Origin of the sequence: Lentzea sp. (genome assembly GCF_035525475.1) — a bacterium.
Taxonomy (GTDB): domain Bacteria; phylum Actinomycetota; class Actinomycetes; order Mycobacteriales; family Pseudonocardiaceae; genus Lentzea.
Genome location: NZ_DATLEC010000265.1, coordinates 80,266 through 100,219 on the forward strand (window position 1 = coordinate 80,266; position 19,954 = coordinate 100,219).

Annotated in this window: 19 protein-coding genes; 15 read left to right on the forward strand and 4 right to left on the reverse strand. The window is 71.1% G+C overall.

Going from position 1 to position 19,954, the window contains the following annotated elements; translation table 11 throughout:
• Window positions 1-14: 14 nt before the first annotated feature.
• Window positions 15-2,252 (forward strand): GH92 family glycosyl hydrolase, encoded by a 2,238-nt coding sequence (locus tag VM306_RS40660; protein ID WP_325524984.1) that lies wholly within the window; start codon window positions 15-17, stop codon window positions 2,250-2,252.
• Here VM306_RS40660 and VM306_RS40665 read toward each other — a convergent pair.
• Genes VM306_RS40665 through VM306_RS40675 form a run of 3 tightly spaced genes read right to left on the reverse strand, consistent with a single transcriptional unit; the run spans window position 2,235 to window position 6,450 of the window.
• Entirely contained in the window at window positions 2,235-3,728 is a 1,494-nt protein-coding gene (locus VM306_RS40665; RefSeq protein ID WP_325524986.1) for an MFS transporter, read from the reverse strand. The two genes, VM306_RS40660 and VM306_RS40665, sit on opposite strands and share 18 nt — an antisense overlap.
• 3 nt (window positions 3,729-3,731) lie before the next feature.
• A complete protein-coding gene (locus tag VM306_RS40670) occupies window positions 3,732-4,193 on the reverse strand; it encodes a hypothetical protein (RefSeq protein WP_325524988.1) in 462 nt (153 codons plus the stop codon).
• Between the two features lies 1 nt (window position 4,194).
• Complete coding sequence (locus tag VM306_RS40675; protein ID WP_325524989.1) at window positions 4,195-6,450, reverse strand: nitrate reductase; 2,256 nt, start codon at window positions 6,448-6,450, stop codon at window positions 4,195-4,197.
• Between the two features lie 151 nt (window positions 6,451-6,601).
• Here VM306_RS40675 and VM306_RS40680 point away from each other — a divergent pair, with 151 nt between their 5' ends.
• Genes VM306_RS40680 through VM306_RS40710 form a run of 7 tightly spaced genes read left to right on the forward strand, consistent with a single transcriptional unit; the run spans window position 6,602 to window position 12,913 of the window.
• Window positions 6,602-7,735, forward strand: a complete 1,134-nt coding sequence (locus tag VM306_RS40680; protein WP_325524991.1) for a zinc-dependent alcohol dehydrogenase — start codon at window positions 6,602-6,604, stop codon at window positions 7,733-7,735.
• Window positions 7,725-8,144 carry an NAD-dependent epimerase/dehydratase family protein gene (locus tag VM306_RS40685; RefSeq protein WP_325524993.1) on the forward strand — a complete coding sequence of 140 codons (420 nt, stop codon included), beginning with the start codon at window positions 7,725-7,727 and terminating at the stop codon, window positions 8,142-8,144. Before VM306_RS40680 ends, VM306_RS40685 begins: the two co-directional genes overlap by 11 nt.
• Window positions 8,141-8,338: a hypothetical protein gene (locus tag VM306_RS40690; RefSeq protein ID WP_325524995.1), complete on the forward strand. Its 198-nt coding sequence runs from the start codon at window positions 8,141-8,143 to the stop codon at window positions 8,336-8,338. The genes VM306_RS40685 and VM306_RS40690 overlap by 4 nt, the downstream gene beginning before the upstream one ends.
• 9 nt (window positions 8,339-8,347) lie before the next feature.
• Window positions 8,348-9,943, forward strand: a complete 1,596-nt coding sequence (locus VM306_RS40695; protein ID WP_325524997.1) for a carbamoyltransferase family protein — start codon at window positions 8,348-8,350, stop codon at window positions 9,941-9,943.
• Window positions 9,940-10,839: a glycosyltransferase gene (locus VM306_RS40700; RefSeq protein WP_325525001.1), complete on the forward strand. Its 900-nt coding sequence runs from the start codon at window positions 9,940-9,942 to the stop codon at window positions 10,837-10,839. Before VM306_RS40695 ends, VM306_RS40700 begins: the two co-directional genes overlap by 4 nt.
• Window positions 10,836-11,738 (forward strand): glycosyltransferase family 9 protein, encoded by a 903-nt coding sequence (locus VM306_RS40705; protein WP_325525003.1) that lies wholly within the window; start codon window positions 10,836-10,838, stop codon window positions 11,736-11,738. The genes VM306_RS40700 and VM306_RS40705 overlap by 4 nt, the downstream gene beginning before the upstream one ends.
• On the forward strand, window positions 11,699-12,913 hold the full coding sequence (locus VM306_RS40710) for a UDP-glucose/GDP-mannose dehydrogenase family protein (protein ID WP_325525005.1): 1,215 nt from the start codon (window positions 11,699-11,701) through the stop codon (window positions 12,911-12,913). The genes VM306_RS40705 and VM306_RS40710 overlap by 40 nt, the downstream gene beginning before the upstream one ends.
• 69 nt (window positions 12,914-12,982) lie before the next feature.
• Here the strand turns inward: VM306_RS40710 and VM306_RS40715 are convergent, their stop codons facing one another.
• On the reverse strand, window positions 12,983-14,335 hold the full coding sequence (locus VM306_RS40715; RefSeq protein ID WP_325525008.1) for an aldehyde dehydrogenase family protein: 1,353 nt from the start codon (window positions 14,333-14,335) through the stop codon (window positions 12,983-12,985).
• A 47-nt stretch (window positions 14,336-14,382) separates the two neighbouring features.
• Here VM306_RS40715 and VM306_RS40720 point away from each other — a divergent pair, with 47 nt between their 5' ends.
• The 7 genes from VM306_RS40720 to VM306_RS40750 are packed head-to-tail and all read left to right on the forward strand — an operon-like array spanning window position 14,383 to window position 19,932.
• Window positions 14,383-14,778 carry a ChaB family protein gene (locus tag VM306_RS40720; RefSeq protein ID WP_325525010.1) on the forward strand — a complete coding sequence of 132 codons (396 nt, stop codon included), beginning with the start codon at window positions 14,383-14,385 and terminating at the stop codon, window positions 14,776-14,778.
• The gene (locus VM306_RS40725) at window positions 14,775-15,767 is read left to right on the forward strand and encodes an NAD-dependent epimerase/dehydratase family protein (protein WP_325525012.1); all 993 of its coding nucleotides are present in this window, start codon (window positions 14,775-14,777) and stop codon (window positions 15,765-15,767) included. The genes VM306_RS40720 and VM306_RS40725 overlap by 4 nt, the downstream gene beginning before the upstream one ends.
• 53 nt (window positions 15,768-15,820) lie before the next feature.
• Window positions 15,821-16,336, forward strand: a complete 516-nt coding sequence (locus tag VM306_RS40730; protein ID WP_325525014.1) for an HAD family hydrolase — start codon at window positions 15,821-15,823, stop codon at window positions 16,334-16,336.
• On the forward strand, window positions 16,333-17,316 hold the full coding sequence (locus VM306_RS40735; protein WP_325525016.1) for a glycosyltransferase family 9 protein: 984 nt from the start codon (window positions 16,333-16,335) through the stop codon (window positions 17,314-17,316). The genes VM306_RS40730 and VM306_RS40735 overlap by 4 nt, the downstream gene beginning before the upstream one ends.
• The gene (locus VM306_RS40740; protein ID WP_325525019.1) at window positions 17,313-18,173 is read left to right on the forward strand and encodes a glycosyltransferase; all 861 of its coding nucleotides are present in this window, start codon (window positions 17,313-17,315) and stop codon (window positions 18,171-18,173) included. The genes VM306_RS40735 and VM306_RS40740 overlap by 4 nt, the downstream gene beginning before the upstream one ends.
• Entirely contained in the window at window positions 18,170-19,360 is a 1,191-nt protein-coding gene (locus VM306_RS40745; protein WP_325525023.1) for a glycosyltransferase, read from the forward strand. The genes VM306_RS40740 and VM306_RS40745 overlap by 4 nt, the downstream gene beginning before the upstream one ends.
• On the forward strand, window positions 19,357-19,932 hold the full coding sequence (locus tag VM306_RS40750; RefSeq protein WP_325525025.1) for an SIS domain-containing protein: 576 nt from the start codon (window positions 19,357-19,359) through the stop codon (window positions 19,930-19,932). Before VM306_RS40745 ends, VM306_RS40750 begins: the two co-directional genes overlap by 4 nt.
• The last annotated feature ends 22 nt before the right edge of the window (window positions 19,933-19,954 follow it).

The following is a 19,954-nucleotide window of genomic DNA, read 5'->3' on the forward strand; positions in this document are numbered from 1 at the left end:
TAGGGTCCCGGGACGTGAGAGCGCTCCCGGTCACCCTGGTCCTGGTCCTCACCGCCGCGCTGGCGACGCCCGCGAGTGCGGCGGTGAGAGACGACACCCGGTACGTCGACCCGCTGATCGGCTCGGCGGGCGGTGGCAACACCTACCCCGGCGCGGTGCGGCCGTTCGGGATGATCTCGTGGAGCCCCACGTCGACGCGGGGCGACCAGACGAACACGGGAGCCGCCAACGGGTACGCCCACGACGCCACGAAGGTGCGCGGGTTCAGCCTGACGCACGTCAACGGCGCGGGCTGCCACCCCGGCGCGGCGGGTGACGTGCCGATCATGCCGCACGTCGGCGAGATCACCTCGTCCCCGACCGCGGACACCAAGGACCAGATCTTCGCGAGCGACTTCTCGCACGACGACGAGATCGCCGAGCCCGGCCGGTACCGGATGGGCCTCAAGTCCGGTGCCACGGCGGACCTGTCCGTGTCGACCCGCGCGGGCGTCGGCGAGTTCACGTTCCCCGTCACCGGATCGCTGCTGTTCCGCACCTCGAACTCGCTCAACGGCAGCGAGGACGCCGACATCACCATCGACCCGGCGACGAACTCCGTCTCGGGCTCGGTGCTGACCGGCGCGTTCTGCGGCCGGCGCGCGAACGGCGGCACGAACAACCAGAAGACCTACTACCGCCTGCATTTCACGGCGTCGTTCGACCGCCCGATCTCCGCGTACGGCACGTGGGTCAACAGTGAGCTCAGGCCGGGCACGACTCAGGCGAGTGGTGGCGAAGGTTACCTGACCGGAAGCGGCCGTGCGGGCAGGGGATCCGGCGGGTACGTGTCCTTTGCGGACAGTGCGGTGCGGATGCGCGTCGGCATCTCCTACACGAGCCTCGACGCGGCCAAGCGCAACCTCGCGACCGAGATCCCGAAGCGCGCCACCGTCGCCGACGTCGCGAAGGAGGCGAGGAAGGCCTGGGCGAAGCAGCTCCGCGCGGTCGAGGTCGACGGCGGGACCGCGGACGAGCGCACGATCTTCTACACCGCGCTCTACCACGCCTTCCTGCAGCCCAACGTGATCACCGACGCCGGCGTCCCGACGCGGTACGGCAACTTCTCCGGCTGGGACCAGTACCGCGCCCACACCCAGCTGCTGGCCCTGCTGGCACCGGACGTCGCGAGCGACTACGCCCAGTCGTTGCTGGAGATCTCGCGCAGGAACGGCGGGGTGTGGGACCGGTGGGTCCACATCACCGGCCCGACGCACGTCATGACCGGCGACCCGTCGGCACCGGCCATCGCCGGCATGTACGCCATGGGCGCCAAGGACTTCGACGTGCACGCGGCCTACGACTCACTGCTGCGCCAGGCCACCGTGCCGCACCCGGACGGCCTGTCCGACAAGGGCTGCCCCGGCCAGTGCGAGGGCCAGCGCCCGAACCTCGCCGAGTACCTGCGCCTCGGCTACGCGCCGCACGACACCTGCCACTGCTGGGGCGGCGCCGCCGAGACGCTGGAGGACTCCGTGGCGGATCAGGCGCTCGCGGATCTCGGTCGCGAGCTCGGCCGTCCGAGCGAGGAGCTGGAGAAGCGCGCGGGCTGGTGGCGCAACACGTTCAACCCGGAGACCGGGTACCAGCAGGCCCGCAAGGCCGACGGCACGTGGGTGACGCCGTTCAACCCCGCGTCCGACCAGGGCTTCGCGCAGGGCAGCAGCGCCACCTACACGTGGATGGTGCCGCACGACGTCCAAGGCCTCGCCGAGGTCATGGGCGGCAAGGAAGCGGCGGCGGCCAGGCTCGACGCGTTCTTCCACCGCCAGGACGGCTCGTGGGCGACCGGCGGTGACGCACTCCGGTACGACCCGACGAACGAGCCCGGCATCCACGCGCCGTGGATCTACAACGAGCTCGGCCAGCCGCGCAAGACCCAGGAGACCGTGCGGGCGATGGTGAAGCTGGTCTACCGCACCGGACCGTCCGGCCTGCCCGGCAACGACGACCTCGGCACGATGTCCGCCTGGTACGTCTTCGCCGCGCTCGGCCTGTACCCGCGGACGCCCAGCAGTGCCGAGCTGCACGTGTCGAGCCCGATGTTCCCCAAGGCCAGGATCACGAAGAAGAACATCACAATCCTGGCCACCGGCACTCCGGGCGTCCACGTGCGGGAGACGCGGTGGAACGGCCGCGAGGTGCGACAGCCGTGGTTGCCGGAGTCCTTCGTCGAGCGCGGAGGGGTGCTGGTCTCACGTCTTGAAGGGTGAGCCGGCCCCCTCGGCACGGGTGTGGCTGCGCCGCGCGGTCGCGGACAGCGGCATGGCGATGTCCTCCAGCGACTTGTTCTCCGCGTCCACCGCGAGGAACCGCGCGACCAGCCCGCCCGCGATCATGATCACCGCGCCGACCAGGTAGCCGATGAACAACCGCACCGGCTGGTCTCCGGACCCGATCAGCGCGCCGTAGATGACCGGGCCGAGAGCGCCGAAGCACTGGGCGATCGCGAAGAACACGCCGATCGCCTTCGCCCGCACCTCCAGCGGGAAGATCTCGCTGACCGTCAGGTACGCGGCGCTGGCACCGGCCGAGGCGAAGAAGAAGATCACGCACCACGCGACGGTCTGCGTGATCGCGTTCAGCGCTCCGGCGTAGAACAGCACGGCGGTGACGGCGAGCAGGGCGCCGGAGACCGAGTAGGTGAGGAACAGCATCCGGCGGCGGCCGACGGTGTCGAAGAGGTGCCCGATGGTGAACGGACCCACGAGGTTGCCGACCGCGAACGCGATCAGGTAGAGCGGCGTCACCTCGGACGGGACGCCGTAGAACTTGCCCAGCACCAGCGTGTAGGTGAAGAAGATCGCGTTGTAGAGGAACGACTGGGTGATCATCAGCGTGGCGCCCAGGACCGCGCGGCTCGGGTACTCGCGGAACAGCACGCGGGCCAGTGCGAAGTAACCGATCTCCTCGGCGGGCTTGACCTCGATGGCCTTCTTCTCGTCGACCGCGGGGAGCTTGGAGCCGGACTCCTTCTCGACCTCCTCCTCGATGCCGGCGAGCGTCCGCTCGGCCTCCTCGTTGCGGCCGTGCATGATCTGCCAGCGCGGGCTCTCCGGCAGGTGGCGGCGGACGAAGAGGATCACGATGCCCAGCACCGGGCCGATGAGGAACCCGAGCCGCCAGCCCAGCGACAGCTCGACGTGGTTGAGCAGGATGAACGAGCCGAGCGTGCCGAGCACCGCGCCCGCCCAGTAGGTGCCGTTCACGGCGATGTCGACGCGGCCCCGGTAGCGGGCGGGGATGAGCTCGTCGATCGCGGAGTTGATCGCCGCGTACTCGCCGCCGATGCCCATGCCGGCGACGAACCTCGTCAGGTACAGGAAGACCAGCCAGCCAGGACCGTTGCCGAGGGTGAACGCCGTGAGGCCCGACCCGACCAGGTAGACGCCCAGCGTCAGCATGAAGAGCTTGCGGCGCCCGAGCTTGTCGGAGAGGTGGCCGAAGTAGAGGGCGCCGACGACCTCGCCGAGGAGGTAGACGGTGGCCAGCAGGCCGACCGCGGTGGAGGAGAGGCCGAGCGTCTCCGGTTTGGTCAGCGTGTCGGCGATCGCGCTCGCGACCGTGATCTCCAGGCCGTCGAGGATCCACGCGACGCCCAGCGCCACGACCATCCGCGTGTGGAACGGCGACCAGGGCAGCCTGTCGATTCTCGCGGGGACCAGCGTGCGCACACCAGCTTCTGCCATGTCTCAACCCCTCGCCGCGATGAGCGCCTGAGGGGCGCTCTGCTTGATCCGCGTCTTCAGCCACGCGAGCTGACGTGCGGTGTCCTGCTCGCACGTGCTGACGACGTCGATGAGTTCCTCGTCGCGCAACGCCTGCGCGGCCTGGCCGACGACGGTCCAGGTGATGTCGGTGAACGACGCCAGCGCGTACAGGTCCTGCAGGTCGCGCAGCAGCCCCACGCCGCCGCTGCGGGTCTCCTTCAGCTCGGCCGCGTGCAGGCGTTCCGGCTCGGGCTCGCTGTGCTCGCCGTAGCGCTCGACGATCGGGCCGAGCGCGGAGACCTGCTCGTCGATCCGCGACGCGAGCACGGTGCAGGTGTGCTGCACGTCCGGCTCGTCGCCGTGGCCCTTCGCGACCTCGCGGAACGCGTCGGCCAGCGTCCGCAGCGACGTGTGCAGGAGCCCCAGGTAGGTGGCCAGGTGCATGTCACACCTTCCTGATCCGCACGGCGCTGATCTTGAACAGCGGTTGCTTGGACACCGGGTCCCACTCGGTGGGCGTCACCTCGTTGGCGGCCTGGAAGCCGTAGTGGAACGGCAGGAACACCACGCCGTCGCGGCACCGCCCGATGCGGACCGGGACCTCGACGCCGCCGCGTTCGGACTCGACCCGGACCACGTCACCGTTCGCCACGGCGAGCCGGCCCGCGTCAGCGGGGGAGAGCTCCACCCACGGTTCGGGAGCGGCCTTCTGCAGTTCCGGGGCGCGCATGGTCTTGGTGCGCGTGTGGAAGTGGTGAACCGTGCGTCCGGTCGTGCACAGGAACGGGTACTCGTCGCTCGGCTGTTCCGGTGGCGGCGTGTGCTCGGCCGCCTTCAGGAACGCCCGGCCGTCGGGACGCCGGGCCTTGTAGTCGGTCGGCGTGGTCGACGCGCCCGTGAGCAGGTCGTGGCCGTAGTCCTCGCAGTGGTCCGCGTCGGTCGGGAAGACGCCATCGGCATAGAGACGTTCAGTGCCCCAATGGATTCCGCTACCGCCGCGCAGCTTCTCGTAGGACAGGTGCGTGTAGTCGCAGGGACGGCCGCGGCTGCACTCGCGCCACGCGTCGAACGCGCCCTCGGCGTCCTTCCACTTGATCAACGGATCGCCGTCGCGGTCGCGGAGACCCATGCGGGACGCGTAGTCCAGGAAGATGTCGAGATCGCTGCGCGCCTCGCCCGGCGGTGCGACGGCCTGCTCGGACAGGTGCACGACACGGGACAGGTTCGTGAACGTGCCCTGCTTCTCGCCCCAGATCGCGGCCGGCAGCACCACGTCGGCCAGTTCGGTCGTCTCGGTGCGGAACGCGTCCTGCACGACCACGAACAGGTCCTCGCGCCTCAGGATCTTCCTGATGCGCGACAGCTCCGGCAACGACACGGCCGGGTTCGTCGCGGAGATCCACAGGAACTTGATCGACCCCTGCTCGGCGTAACGCCAGATCTGCATCGCGTGCGTCGGTGGCGCCCAATGCGGGATGGTCAGCGGGTCGACGTTCCACAACTTCGCGAGCTGCTCGACGTGCTCGGGGTTGTCCCAGTTGCGGAAGCCCGGCAGGTCGCCGTTCGCGCCGGCCTCGCGGGTGTTCTGCGCGGTCGGCTGGCCGTTCATCTGCAGCACGCCGCTGCCCGGCTCGCCGAGCAGGCCGCGCAGCAGGTGCAGGTTGTTCACCTGGCACGACGCGGCGGTCGCCTGGTGCGACTGGTAGAAGCCCTGCAGCACGGTCGAGAGCACGCGCTGCGACGTCCCGAAGATCTCGGCTGCGCGCAGGAGGTCGGCGGGGGAGACGCGGCAGATCTCGGCGACGCGCTCCGGCGTGTACGGCTCGACGGTCGCCTTGAGCTCGTCGAACCCCAGCGTGTGCTGGGAAACGTAGTCGTGGTCGACCCAGTCGTTCTCGATCACGGCGCGCAGCAGGCCGTTCAGCAACGCCTGGTTCGTGCCGGGCAACGGCGCCAGGTGCACGTCCGCGGCTTCGGCGGTCGGGGTGCCGCGGGGGTCCACGACGACCACTCTGGGCCGGTCGGGGCCTGCGATCCGGTCGAGCACGCGGGTCCACATCACGGTCTGCGTGGAGGCCATGTTGTGCCCGAACAGGAACAGCGCGTCGCACAGGTCGATGTCGGCGTGACAGGCGGGCTGGCCGTCCGAGCCGAAGGTCTCCTTCAGCGCGGCGGCGGCCGTCGCGGTGCAGAGCCTGGTGTTGCCGTCCATGTGCGGCGTGCCGATACCGGCTTTGCCGATCACGCCGAGGGTGTAGTACTCCTCCAGGAACAGTTGCCCGCTCGTGTAGAAACCGTGCGAGAGCGGCCCGATCTCGTTCAGCGACTGCTGCGACCGGTGGACGACGGCGCTCATCGCCGTGTCCCAGTCGGTTTCCACCAGCTCGCCGTTCCTGCGGATCAACGGTTCGGTCAGGCGCTCTTTCCCGTGCGCCTGCCACGAGCCGTAAAGGCCTTTCGGGCCGAGCCTGCCGCGGTTGACGATGTCGCTCGCACGTCCGCGGACACCGACGATCCTGCCGTCCTTGACCGCGATGTCGCAGCCGCACCCGTTGCTGCACAGCACGCAGGCCGACTGGACCCAGCGGTCCACATCGGACTCCCCGACGCCGTCCGCGAGCTGCCGGTCGACCCGGACCGGCCAGGTCGTCCCGCGTCCGTGCGGAGTGCGTGGTCCCCATACGTCGGCGATGCGATCCACGGAACGGCGGTACCCGATGACTTCAGGACAAAACCACGGCTGCGGCGCTTTGTCCGTTCTGGTGAAGAACGTCCAGAAAATTCGTCAATTCGGGGCACGTGTTTGCGCCGGAACTCCCAGGGAACAGCCAACGAAACGGGAGGAGAAGAACGTGAAGGCAGTTGTGTGGCACGGCACGGGCGACATCCGGCTCGACGACGTCGAGGACCCGAAGATCCAGGAACCGACCGACGCGGTCATCCGGATCACCCGCAGCGCCATCTGCGGCACAGACCTGCACATGGTGCGCGGCACGATGCCGGACATGGTCGAGGGCACCGTGCTCGGCCACGAGGCCGTCGGCGTCGTCGAGGAGGTCGGACCGGCGGTGCGCGGGTTCACGCCCGGCGACCGCGTGGTCGTCACGTCGACAGTCGGCTGCGGCACGTGCTCCTACTGCCGCGCCGGGTACTACGCCCAGTGCGACACCGCCAACCCGAACGGGCCGTCCGCCGGCACCTGCTTCTTCGGCGGCCCGAAGGCCACGGGTCCCGTCAACGGGTTGCAGGCCGAACGCGCGCGGATCCCGTACGCCATGACGACGCTGGTGCGCGTGCCGGACGGCATCACCGACGACCAGGCGATCCTGGTGTCCGACATCTTCCCGACCGCGTGGTTCGGCTCGCGGCTCGCCGAGGTCGGCTCCGGCGACACCGTGCTCGTGCTGGGCGCGGGCGTGGTCGGTCAGTTCGCGATCGCCTCGGCCAAGCGGCAGGGCGCAGGGCGCGTGATCGTCGTCGACGGCATCGCGTCCAGGCTCGACAAAGCCCGTGCCCAGAACGCCGAAGTCGTGAACTTCAACGAGGAGGACCCCGTCGAGGTCGTCAAGGACCTGACCGGGGGAATCGGCCCCGACCGCGTGATCGAGGCGGTCGGCGTGGACGCCGAGCAGCCCGGTGAGCGGACCGGCGAGCAGTGGAAGCCCGGCGACGCGCCGCGGCAGGCGCTCGACTGGGCGGTCGAGCTCGTGGCGAAGGCCGGGTCGATCGGGATCATCGGCGTCTACCCGGCGGGGTTCGACCAGTTCCCGATCGGCGACGCCATGAACAAGAACCTCACTCTGCGCATGGGCAACTGCAACCACCGCCGGTACGTGCCGCGGCTGCTGGACCTCGTGCTGACGGGAGCGGTCGACCCGCTGGAGTTCATCACCCGGCACGAGAAGCCGTCGTCCGCGATCGAGGCGTACAAGTCGTTCGACCTCCGTGAGGACGGCTGGCTGAAGACGGTCCTCGATGTCGCCTGAGCGCGTCGTCGTCACCGGGGGTGCGGGTTTCCTCGGGTCGCACGTCTGCGAGGCGCTGCTGAACGAGGGCGCGCGGGTGGTGTGCGTGGACTCGTTCCGCACCGGCTCGCGCGACACCGTGCCGCCCGGCGCCGGAGTGGCGATGACCGTGGCGTTCCGGGCGGAGCACGGCGTCGACGCCGGGATCGTGCGGATCTTCAACACCTATGGCCCGCGGATGCGCGCGCACGACGGCCGGATGGTCCCGACTTTCCTGCGGCAGGCGCTGGCGGGCGAACCGCTGACCGTCCACGGGGACGGGTTGCAGACAAGATCTCTCTGCTACGTGGACGACCTGATCCACGGGCTGCTGGCGGTGGCGCGCAGTGATCACCCGGCCCCATCGACCTCGGCAACCCGGCCGAGGTGACGGTGCTCGACGTCGCGCACAAGACGATCGAGGTCACCGGCAGCGAATCCGTCGTCCGCCACGTCGAACCGATGCAGGACGACCCTCGGCGCCGACGGCCGGACATCGGCCTGGCGCGGGAGTTCCTGGGCTGGCAGCCGACCGTTCCGCTCGACGAGGGCCTGCGCTCGTTTGCCCGGGAACTCGCAGGGTAGCCGCTCGTCATGCGAGTTCTCGGGATCAACGCGGTGTTCCACGACCCGGCGGCGGCGCTGGTGATCGATGGCGAGGTCGTCGCGGCGGCCGAGGAGGAACGGTTCTCCCGTCGCAAGCACGGCAAGAGGCCCGTGCCGTTCTCCACGTGGGAACTGCCGGAGCTGTCCGCACGCTGGTGCCTGGAGTACGCCGGTATCAGCCCCGGCGACCTCGACGCCGTCGCGTACTCCTACGACCCGAGCCTGGTCGACGCCGAGTACGCGCCGTGGGAAGAGCTGCGCACGACCTACGCACGGCGTGCGCCGGAGTTCCTGTCGACCGCGCTGCCCGGTCTCGACCCCGCGATCGTGCGGTTCGTGCCGCACCACGTCGCCCACGCCGCGTCGACCGGCCTCGCCGCGCCGTTCGGCGGCAACTGCGCCGTGCTGGTGGCCGACGGACGCGGTGAGTGCGGCTCGCACCTCGCCGGCCGGTACGTCGACCAGGAGCTGACGACGTTCGCCTCGCAACGGCTGCCGCACTCGCTCGGCCTGATGTACGAGGATCTGACCGAGCACCTGGGCTTCCTGCGGTCGAGCGACGAGTACAAGGTGATGGCGCTGGCCTCCCACGCGAAGCCGGTGCACCTGGACCTGATGCGCGAGCACGTGCTGGTGCGCGACGGCGGGTTCGAGATCCGGCCGCTGGACTGGAGCACGCTGGCGAAGCAGCGCACGAAGGACGGGGAACTGGGCCAGGAGCACGCCGAGCTCGCCGCGAGCGTGCAGGTGCGGCTCGAGGAGGTGCTGCTGGAGCTGGCGACGTGGCTGCACGAGCGCACCGGCGAGAAGCGGCTCACCATGGCCGGGGGTGTCGCGCTGAACTGCGTGGCGAACACCCGGATCTTCGCGGAGGGACCGTTCGACGAGGTCTGGGTCCAGCCGGCGGCGGGGGACGCGGGAACCGCGCTGGGAGCGGCGCTGGCCACGACCTCGGACACCGTCTCGGCCATGCCGGGAGCCGATCTCGGCCGCGGCTTCTCCGACGAGGAGATCGAGTCGGTGCTGCGCGTCGCCGCCGTGCCGTTCGAGAAGCCCGCCGACGTCGCGGTGGAGGTCGCACAGGCGCTGGCCGCGAACAAGATCGTCGCGTGGTTCCAGGGCCGCAGCGAGTACGGCCCGCGCGCCCTCGGCCGGCGCTCGTTGCTCGCGAATCCGTGCCACGCCGAGAACCTGACGCGGCTGAACGACGTGAAGGGGCGTGAGCAGTTCCGCCCGGTGGCGCCCATGGTGCTCGCCGACCGGGCCGCCGACGTGTTCACGCGCGGCCCGATCCCCAGCCCGTACATGCTCTTCGTGCACGACGTCCGTCCCGAGTGGAAGGACAAGATCCCCGCCGTGGTGCACGTGGACGGCACCGCGCGGGCCCAGACCGTCGAGGGCGACCCGTTGCTGGAACGCATGTTGCGCGAGTTCGAGGCCCGCAGCGGTGTCCCGGTCGTCGTGAACACGAGCCTCAACACCGCCGGACGCCCGATGGTCGACACGCCGCGCGACGCCCTGGAGTGCTTCGGCTCGTCCCCGGTCGACCTGCTCGCCATCGGCCCCTACGTGGTGCGCCGATGAAGTATTCGGTCGTGATCCCCACCGTGGGCCGTCCGAACCTGGACGTCCTGCTCGAGGCACTGGCCGAGGGCACAGGCCCGGACCCGTGCGAGATCCTCGTGGTGGACGACAGCGAGACGCGGCTCGGCCCCGCGGCGGCGCGCAACACCGGCTGGCGGGAGGCCCAGGGCGAGTGGGTGGCGTTCCTCGACGACGACGTCGTGCTCGCCCCGGACTGGAAGGCGCGGCTGTGCGCCGACCTCCAGAACCTGCCGCCGGACGTGGGCGCGAGCCAGGCGCGGATCGTCGTGCCGTTGCCGGAGGACCGCAAGCCGACCGACGCCGAACGCGGCACGGCCGGGCTCGCCACGGCGCACTGGATCACCGCGGACATGGCGTACCGGCGGGAAGCCCTGGCACGGGCGGGCGGGTTCGACGAACGGTTCCCGCGCGCCTACCGCGAGGACGCCGAGCTGGCGTTGCGCGTGCAGGACGCCGGGTACCGGATCGTGCGCGGCGACAGGGTCACGACGCACCCGGTGAAACCCGCGACGTTCCTGACCAGCGTGCGCGACCAGCGGGGGAACGCCGACGACGCCCTGATGCGCCGGCTGGAGGGGTCGCGGTGGCGGTCGCGCATCGGTGGGGCGCAAGGACGTCTGCAGTCACACGCGATCACCACGGCGGCCGGCTTGCTGGCCGTCCTTTGTGGAGTGATGGGTCGACGGCGCCTCGGGGGTGCTCTCGCCGCGGTGTGGGCGGGGCGCACCGCGTGGTTCGCGGTGGTGCGGATCGCGCCGGGACCGCGGACGTGGGACGAGATCGTGCGCATGACCGTGACGAGCGCCCTGATCCCGCCGGCCGCGTGCTGGCACCGGTTGCGTGGCGAGGTGCGTCACCGGCGGGTGCGGCCGTGAGGATCCTGGTGCTCAGGGCGCTCGGGCTGGGCGACCTGCTGACCGCGGTGCCCGCGTTGCGCGGGTTGCGGTCGGCGTTCCCCGAAGCGGAGATCACGCTCGCGGCACCGGAGTGGCTGACCGACGTGGTGGACCGGATCGACGCGGTGGACCGGTTGCTGCCGACCGGGGAGTTGGCGCCGATCGGTTTCGAGGAGCCGGACTTGGCGGTCAACCTGCACGGCAGGGGACCGCAGAGCGTGGAGAGGCTGCTGGCCACCCGGCCGCGCCGGTTGATCACCTACGCGGACGGCGCCGGGCACGACGAGCGCGTGTCGGCGCTCGAGTGGCCGGAGGACCGGCACGAGGTGCCGCGGTGGTGCGATCTGCTGCAACGGCACGGCATCTGCTGCGACCCCTGCGACTTCCGCCTGCGTCCGGCCGGGGAGAGGACCGGCCCGATCGTGATCCACCCCGGCGCGAGCACCGGCGCCCGCAGGTGGCCGGCGGAGAGGTACGCGGCCGTCGCGGAGGCCCTGGGACCGGACGTGGTGGTCACCGCCGGTCCCGGCGAGCTCGGCCTCGCCAGGAAGATCACGCCGAACCCGTTCAGCGGCAGCCTTTCCGAGCTCCTGGACCTGGTCGCGACCGCGCGTCTCGTCATCTGCGGTGACACCGGCGTAGCGCACGTCGCCACCGCGTACCGGACGCCGTCGGTCCTGCTGTTCGGCCCGGTGTCCCCGCGGCTGTGGGGGCCGCTGCGAGGTCCGCACCAGGTGCTGTGGCACGGCACCACCGGTGACACGTTCGCCGAAGAACCCGATCCCGGCCTGCTGGAGATCACGCCGGAAGAGGTCCTCGACGCGGTAGGAGGTGCCCTGTGCGGATCGGAGTCATCGGCGCGGGCTACGTCGGTTTGACCACGGCCGCGTGCTTCGCCCACCTCGGACACCACGTGACCTGCGCGGACGTCGACGAGTCTAAGATCGCCGCCTTGACGGCGGGCGAGGTGCCGCTGCACGAACCGGGACTGACCGAGCTCGTCGCCGAGGGACTCGGCAACGGCAGGCTGAGGTTCGTGACGGGCAGCGCTCTGTCCGATGTGGACTACACGTTCGTCTGCGTGCCGACACCGGCCGGTGCCGGCGGCGAGGCCGACCTGTCCGCCGTCGAGGACGTGCTTTCCCTGGCCACGACACCGGTGGTGCTGAAGTCGACGGTCCCGGTCGGCACCGCCGCCCGCTATCCCGGCGCCGTCTCGAACCCGGAGTTCCTGCGCGAGGGCCACGCCGTCGAGGACTTCCTGCGCCCGCAACGGATCGTGGTCGGCGCCCAGGACGAACGCCTGGCCCACGAGGTGGCCGAGCTGTACGCGGACACCCGCGCGCCGGTCGTCCTCACCGACAACACGAGCGCCGAGCTCGTGAAGTACGCCAGCAACTGCTTCCTGGCGTTGAAGCTCTCCTACGTCAACACGATCGCCGAGCTGTGCGAGAACCTCGGCGCCGACATCGACGGCGTCGCCGAGGGCATGCGGCTGGACGACAGGATCGGCGCGTCGTGCCTGGCCCCCGGACCGGGCTGGGGCGGATCGTGCCTGCCCAAGGACACCCTCGCGCTGCTCGCGACGGCACGCTCGGCGGACGTCGACTTCGCCACCCTGGAAGCCGCGATCAGCACCAACCACCGCCAGCCGCACCGCGTCGTGGACCGGCTCCGCGCCGAGGTCGGCGACCTCGCCGGCGCCCGGATCGGGTTGCTGGGCCTGACCTTCAAGGCGGGGACGAACGACCTGCGCGACTCGCCCGCGCTGGCGGTCGCCCGGATCCTGGCGGAGGACGGGGCGGACGTGCGCGCCTACGACCCGTGCGTCACGCAGGACAGGCCCGGCATCACCGTCATGGGCACCGCGGCGGAGGCGGCGGACGACGTGGACGCGTTGCTCGTGCTTACCGAGTGGCCGGAGTTCGCCGAGCTCGACTGGCCGGAGCTGGCCGGGCGCACCAGGACGCCGCTGATCTTCGACACCCGGAACGTCCTGCCTCGGGACAAGGTCACCGAGGCGGGGTTCCGGCTGGTCACGACCGGCCGCTGAGCACGAACGGCGGCTGGTCACGAACGGCCGCTGGGCACGACCGGCCGGTAGATCACGATCGGCCGACACTCACGACCGGATGGTGGGCACGCCGAGGTGCACCACCTTGGTCGTGGTCATCTCGTCGAGCAGCTCGGGGCCGTACCCGAAGCCGGTGCCGGACGCGCCGCGGGGCTGGGCGGCACCACCGGGTGCGCCCCCGAACACGGCGTTGACCTTCACCGTGCCGACCGGCAGCGCGCGCCACGCCCGTTGCGCGTGCTCCATGGAGCCGGTCAGGACGGTGGCGGCCAGGCCGTAGTCACCGGAGCACGCCTCGGTCAGGGCCTCGTCGAACGACGACACCAGCTGCACCGGCGCTACCGGGCCGAACGTCTCCTCGCACATCACCCTCATCGCGCTGGAGCACCCCGACAGCACCGTGGCCGGGTAGTACGCGCCGGGGCCGTCCGGGATCGCGCCGCCCACCAGTGCGGTGGCTCCTGCCGCGATGGCGCCGGCCACCTGGTCGTGCACGAACTCGCGGTGGCGGGTGTCGACCAGCGGCTGCTGGTTCTCGTTCCACGAGCGGGCCTGCTCGCACAACGCATCCAGGAACGGGGTGGCGACTGCCTTGTGCAGGTAGATCCGTTCGACCGAGGTGCAGATCTGACCGGCGTTGGCGAACGCCCCCAGCGCCGCCTGCGCCGCCGCCCACTCCGGGTCCACGTCGTCGTCGACGAGCAGCGGGTCGTTGCCGCCGTTCTCCAGCAACAGCTTCGCGGACGAGACCTGCGCGATCGCCCGGCCGGTCGCGGTGCTGCCGACGTGCGCGACCACGTCGACCTCGGGCGAGCGCACCAGCGCTTCACCGATCTGCCCGTCGCCGACGAGGGTCTGCAGCACGCCGGCGGGGAAGCAGCCGGCGATGACCGTCGCCAGCAGCAGACCGGTGTGCGGGCAGCGTTCACTCGGCTTGTGCACCACGACGTTGCCGGTGACGAGAGCCGCTCCCAGCAGCCCGCAGGCCACCGCTACCGGGTCGTTCCACGGCGTGAGCGCCACGACCACCCCGCGCGGCTCGGGCACCATGAAGTCGACCGCCGTGCCGAGCAACGACCGTCCACGGTGGACCGGACCGAGCTCGGCGTACTGCTCGAGCGTCGAGACGCCCGCCATCACGCCCTCGCGAGCCGACGCGAACGGCTTTCCCGTCTCGGTCTCCACGACCGTCGCCATGTCGTTCACCCGTGATCGCAAGGCGACCGCCGCCTCCCGCAGTGCGGCACCGCGCTCGGCGGCGGGCGTGGCCGCCCACGACGGGTGAGCGGAACGGGCTGTGGTCAGGGCAGCGGTCACCTCCGACGGGGTGGCGGTGGGGAGCCAGCCGACCAGCTGCGAGTCGCGCGGGCTGTGGACGTCGATGGCGTGCATGGCGGTCATGGCTGGCGGGTACCCGTCGGTGCTGGTCGAAACCCTGGAGGAGAGCCATGCCCGGACGTGAGGAGCTGCCCAGCACGGTGGCGCGCTCACCGGAGAAGGCGCAGCGGACGTGGATCAAGGCGCACGACTCCGCTGTCGAGACCTACGGGGAGGGCGAACGTGCGCACCGCACCGCCTTCTCCGCGCTGAAGCACGGTTTCGAGAAGGTCGGCGACCACTGGGAACCCAAGGAGGAGAAGGGTCCGTCGGACCCGCGGGCGGAACGTGGCACACCGGCACGGGGCGAGACGGCCGGCGGCGTCGACGCGAACGCGAGCAAGGAGCACCTCTACGACGTCGCGAAGCGCTTGGAGGTCGAGGGCCGCTCGCGGATGAGCAAGGACGAGCTCGTCGACGCCATCCAGAAGGCGAACGACCGCGAGACCGCGAGGGCGCGCTCGTGAAGGTCGTCATCACCGGCGCGACCGGCAACGTCGGCACCGCACTCCTGCGCAGGCTCGCCGGGGAACCCGACATCGAGGTGCACGGCATCTCCCGCAGACCACCGGGCGACGCGCCGCCGTACCGCGGCGTGACGTGGACGCCGATCGACATCGGCAAGCCCGGCGCGGAGGAACCGCTGGCCGTCGCGTTCGAGAACGCCGACGCCGTGGTCCACCTGGCCTGGCTCATCCAGCCCGCCCGCGACGAACGCCTGACCTACCGGGTCAACGTGGCCGGATCGGGGCGCGTCTTCGGCGCCGCGGCGGACGCGGGTGTGCCGCACCTCGTGCACATGTCCTCCATCGGCGCGTACTCGCCGGGCTCGAAGGACCGCCGCGTGGACGAGTCCTGGCCGACCAGGGGAGTGACGTCGTCGTTCTACAGCAGGCACAAGGCCGCTGTGGAGCACCTGCTCACCCAGTTCGAGTCGCGCCTGCTCATCTCACGGCCGCGGCCCGGCCTGATCCTGCAGTCCGACGCCGGGTCCGAGATCCACGACTACTTCCTCGGCAACCTGGTCCCGAAAGCCCTGTTCCGGCACAGGATTCCGGTCCTGCCCCTGCCGCGGGACCTGGTCCTGCAGTTCGTCCACGCCGACGACGTGGCCGACGCGCTGGTCCGGATCCTGCGGCGACGACCGCACGGCGGGGTCAACCTGGTGGCCGAACCCGTCGTCACTCCGCGTGCACTGGCAGGGGCGTTGGGAGGACGGCACGTGGCCGTTCCGGGGGCCCTGTTGCGCGCGGCGGCGAGCCTCAGCTGGCGGCTGCGGCTGCAGCCGACACCCCCGGGATGGGTCGACCTGGCCCTGAAATCGCCGCTGCTGGACGCGACGCGCGCCCGGACGGAGCTCGGCTGGGAGCCCCGTTACGACGCGGAGCAGGCACTTCAGGCGCTCGTGCGGGGAATTGGGCGAGGTGATCACGTGCCGGGCAGTCCGGCTCTGTAGAAGCGCTTCTCTGAGTAGCGTTTCAAGCCGTTTTTCTAGGCTAACTCTCCTCTATGGACGAGCTTTTCGACGCGGTGCTGTTCGATCGCGACGGCACCCTGATCGAGGACGTGCCGTACAACGGCGATCCATCCCGTGTCACCCCGATGCCCGGCGCGCAGGAGGTGCTGCGCACCCTGCGAGCCCGCGGACTGCGCACGGGCGTGGTGAGCAACCAGTCGGGCATCGGACGCGGGTTCGTCACCGAGGCGCAGGTCGCGTCGGTGAACGCACGGGTCGAGGAGCTGCTCGGACCTTTCGGAACCTGGCAGATCTGCCCGCACCACCCCGATGACGCCTGCCCGTACCGCAAACCGGCGCCCGGCATGGTGCTCGCGGCGTGCGAGGCCCTGGACGTCAGTCCCGCGCGCACGATGTTCGTGGGCGACATCGGCGCGGACGTCGAAGCGGCGCAGGCGGCAGGCGCCGTGCCCGTCCTGGTGCCCACGCCGGTGACCAGGGCGGAAGAGGTGGAACGAGCGCCGCGCACCGCGCGGGACCTCCTGAGCCTGATCGAGATGATCCGGTGAGGACGCTGGTCGCACGGCTGGACAGCGACGGTGACGTGCTGCTGGCGGGACCGGCGGTGCGCGCGGCGGCGGCGTCCGGTGAGGTCGTCGTCCTGTGCGGGCCGAACGGCGTCCACGCGGCGGAACTGCTGCCGGGCGTGAGCCGGATCGTCGAGTGGGAATGCCCGTGGATCGTCCACCCCGCGCCGGACGTCCGTCCCGTCGACGTCGAGGCCGTCATCGCGCTGGTGCACGGCATCCGCGCCGACGTGGCGTTGATCCTGACCTCGTTCCACCAGAGCCCGTTGCCGCTGGCGCTGATGCTGCGGCTCGCGGGCGTGCCGAGGATCGTGGCGCGGTCGGTCGACTACCCGGGATCGCTGCTGGACGTGCGGTTGAAGGACGACCCGGACATCCAGGAGGCGTTGCGGGCGCTGGAGGTCGCGCGCGCCGCGGGGTTCGAGCTGCCGGAGGGGGACGACGGCCGCCTCGCCGTCGTCGAGCCTCCCGAGACAGAGCTGAGCCGTCCGTACGTGGTCGTGCACCCCGGTGCGTCGGCGCCCGCCCGCACCTGGTCGCCCGACCGGTGGGCGAAAGCCGTGGTCGCACTGACCGCGGCGGGGCACCGCGTCGTCGTGACCGGAGGTCCGGCCGAGGCCGGGCTGACCGAGCACGTCGCCGGTGCGTGCGGACTCGACCTGGCCGGGCGCACCAGTTTTCGCGAGCTGAGCGGGGTGCTGGCGAAAGCCGACGCGGTGGTCGTCGGCAACACCGGTCCCGCTCACCTCGCCGCCGCCGTCGGCACGCCCGTCGTCTCGCTGTTCGCGCCGGTCGTGCCGGCTGCGAGGTGGGCGCCGCACGGCCGGCACGTGGTGCTGGGAGACCAGAACGCGCCCTGTCGGGGAACCAGGGCGCGCGAATGTCCTGTGCCAGGCCATCCGTGCCTCGACCTGGTCGATCCGGCCGACGTCGTGGCGGCGGTCGCGGAGGTGACGACGTGAAGATCCTGTTGTGGCACGTGCACGGCTCGTGGACGCACTCGTTCGTCCAGGGCGGGCACGAGTACCTGGTACCCGGTCCGCCGCACGGCATCGGGCTCGCCGGCCGCCCCTGGAGGGCGACCGAGGTCCCTTCGTCCGATGTGGACGCCGACGTGGTCGTGGTGCAGCGGCTGGAAGAACTGTCCCAGGTCCCGCAGGGCGCGCCCGTGGTGTACCTGGAGCACAACACTCCCAGAGCCCCCGCCCAGCAGCACCCGCTGGCGGACTGGGACGGGATCCTGGTCCACGTCACGCACTTCAACGACCTGATGTGGGACTGCGGCAACACCAGGACGGTCGTGATCGAGCACGGCGTCGTCGACCCGGGACCGCTCTACACCGGCGAGCTCCCGCGTGCCGCCGCGGTGATCAACGACCCGGTGCGGCGCGGGCGGATCGTCGGCACGGACCTGCTGCCGCGGTTCGACCCGATCGACGTGTTCGGCATGAGGACCGAGGAGATCGGCGGCATGGGGGACCACGACCTCCCGTCGCTGCACCGGGAACTGGCCCGCCGCCGCGTGTACGTGCACACGCCGCGGTGGACCTCGCTAGGGCTTTCGTTGCTGGAGGCCATGCACATCGGCATGCCGGTGGTCGCGCTGGCGAGCACGGAGGCGATCAGAGCCGTGCCACCGGAGGCCGGCGCGATCTCGACCGACGTCGACGAGCTGGTCCGCGCGGCGCGGGAGCTGGTCGCCGACCCGGCGCTGGCCAGGGAGAGGGGACGACGGGCGCGCGAGTTCGCGTTGGCCCACTACGGACTCGACGCGTTCCTGCGCAACTGGGACGTGCTGCTCAAGGAGGTGGTCGGATGAGGATCGCGATGGTGTCGGAGCACGCCAGCCCTCTCGCGGCTTTGGGAGGTGCCGACGCGGGAGGGCAGAACGTGCACGTCGCCGCTCTGGCTGCGGCGATGGTGCGGCGAGGTCACGAGGTGGTGGTCTACACGCGGCGCGACGCCGAAGAGTTGCCACGACGGGTTCCCACCGAGGACGGCTACGAGGTCGTGCACGTCCCGGCGGGACCGGCCGTGCAGGTTCCCAAGGACGGGCTCCTGCCGCACATGGCCGAGTTCGCCCGCTTCCTGCGGCAGGACTGGTCACCGGACGTGGTGCACAGCCACTTCTGGATGTCCGGCCTGGCCTCGGTCGTCGCCGCGCGGGACTCCGGCATCCCGGTCGTGCACACCTACCACGCGCTGGGCACGGTGAAGCGCCGTCACCAGGGCGCGCGGGACACCAGCCCGCCCGAACGGATCTCCGTGGAACGCCTGGTGGGGCGCGAGGCCGCCGCCGTGGCCGCCACGTGCGAGGACGAGGTCCAGGAGCTGACCGGCATGGGCCTGTGGCGGTCGAAGATCTCGGTGGTGCCGTGCGGTGTGGACCCGAAGGTGTTCACCACGACCGGCCCGGTGGCGGAGCGCACGGCCCTCCGCCGGATCGTGTCGGTCGGAAGGCTGGTGCCGCGCAAGGGGTTCGACGACCTGATCGCCGCACTGCCGGGAGTGCCCGGCACCGAGCTGGTCATCGCGGGCGGCTCGCGCGACCTGACGAACGACCCGGAGGCGCAACGGCTCCTCTCCCGCGCCGAGACCCACGGTGTCGCGGACCGCGTGAGCCTGGTCGGGCAGGTGGACCGCGCGGACATGCCCGCCCTGCTGCGGTCGGCGGACGTCGTGGCGTGCGTGCCCTGGTACGAACCGTTCGGCATCGTGCCGTTGGAAGCCATGGCCTGCGGTGTGCCGGTGGTGGCATCAGCGGTCGGTGGCCTGAAGGACACCGTGGCGCACGGAGTCACGGGTGTGCTGACCCCGCCACGTGATCCGCGTGCGCTCGGACGTGCGCTGCGCAAGGTCCTCGCGGACCGGTCGCGCGGCATGGCCTACGGCATCGCCGGCCGTGACCGCGTCGAGGCGCGGTACACGTGGGACGAGGTGGCGACGCGCACGGAGATGGTCTACCAGAAGGTCTGCGCGAACGACGGTCTGGCGGTGGCACGGTGACGGTCGAAAGCCACCTCGACGGACTGACCGACACGTTGTCGGGCCTGCGCGCCCAAGCCTCACGCGTCAACCGGTGGGGAACGATGCTCGCGCGTCTGCTGCTGGACGGCGGCAAGCTGCTCGCGGCGGGCAACGGCGGATCCGCCGCCGAGGCCCAGCACCTGACCGCCGAGCTCGTCGGCCGCTACCGGCACGACCGCGCGCCGTTCTCCGCCCTGGCGCTGTGCTCCGAGACGTCCAGCGTCACCGCGATCGCGAACGACTACGGCTACGACCAGGTCTTCGCCCGCCAGGTGACGGCGCACGCCCGGCCGGGTGACGTGGTGGTCCTGCTGTCCACCAGCGGCTCCAGCCCGAACCTTCTGGAGGCCGCCCGTGCGGCCCGGCTCGCCGAAGCGACCGTGTGGGCGTTCACCGGACCGTTGCCGAACCCGTTGGCGGCGTTGGCCGACGACGTCCTCGCGCTGCCCGGTGAGCCGTGCAACGTGCAGGAGGGGCAGCTGGTGGCCGTGCACGCGTTGTGCGAGGCGTTCGAGGCGGCGCTGCCGGTGGCTCACCGGAGGGCGTCGTGAAGCTGGTGGCGAGCGGTTCGGC

Coding starts and splice junctions, on each gene's coding strand:
- VM306_RS40665 (WP_325524986.1), bottom strand. CDS start 3,728: ATGGCAGAAGCTGGTGTGCGCACGCTGGTCCCCGCGAGAATCGACAGG.
- VM306_RS40670 (WP_325524988.1), bottom strand. CDS start 4,193: ATGCACCTGGCCACCTACCTGGGGCTCCTGCACACGTCGCTGCGGACG.
- VM306_RS40685 (WP_325524993.1), top strand. CDS start 7,725: ATGTCGCCTGAGCGCGTCGTCGTCACCGGGGGTGCGGGTTTCCTCGGG.
- VM306_RS40695 (WP_325524997.1), top strand. CDS start 8,348: ATGCGAGTTCTCGGGATCAACGCGGTGTTCCACGACCCGGCGGCGGCG.
- VM306_RS40700 (WP_325525001.1), top strand. CDS start 9,940: ATGAAGTATTCGGTCGTGATCCCCACCGTGGGCCGTCCGAACCTGGAC.
- VM306_RS40715 (WP_325525008.1), bottom strand. CDS start 14,335: ATGACCGCCATGCACGCCATCGACGTCCACAGCCCGCGCGACTCGCAG.
- VM306_RS40720 (WP_325525010.1), top strand. CDS start 14,383: ATGCCCGGACGTGAGGAGCTGCCCAGCACGGTGGCGCGCTCACCGGAG.
- VM306_RS40730 (WP_325525014.1), top strand. CDS start 15,821: ATGGACGAGCTTTTCGACGCGGTGCTGTTCGATCGCGACGGCACCCTG.
- VM306_RS40745 (WP_325525023.1), top strand. CDS start 18,170: ATGAGGATCGCGATGGTGTCGGAGCACGCCAGCCCTCTCGCGGCTTTG.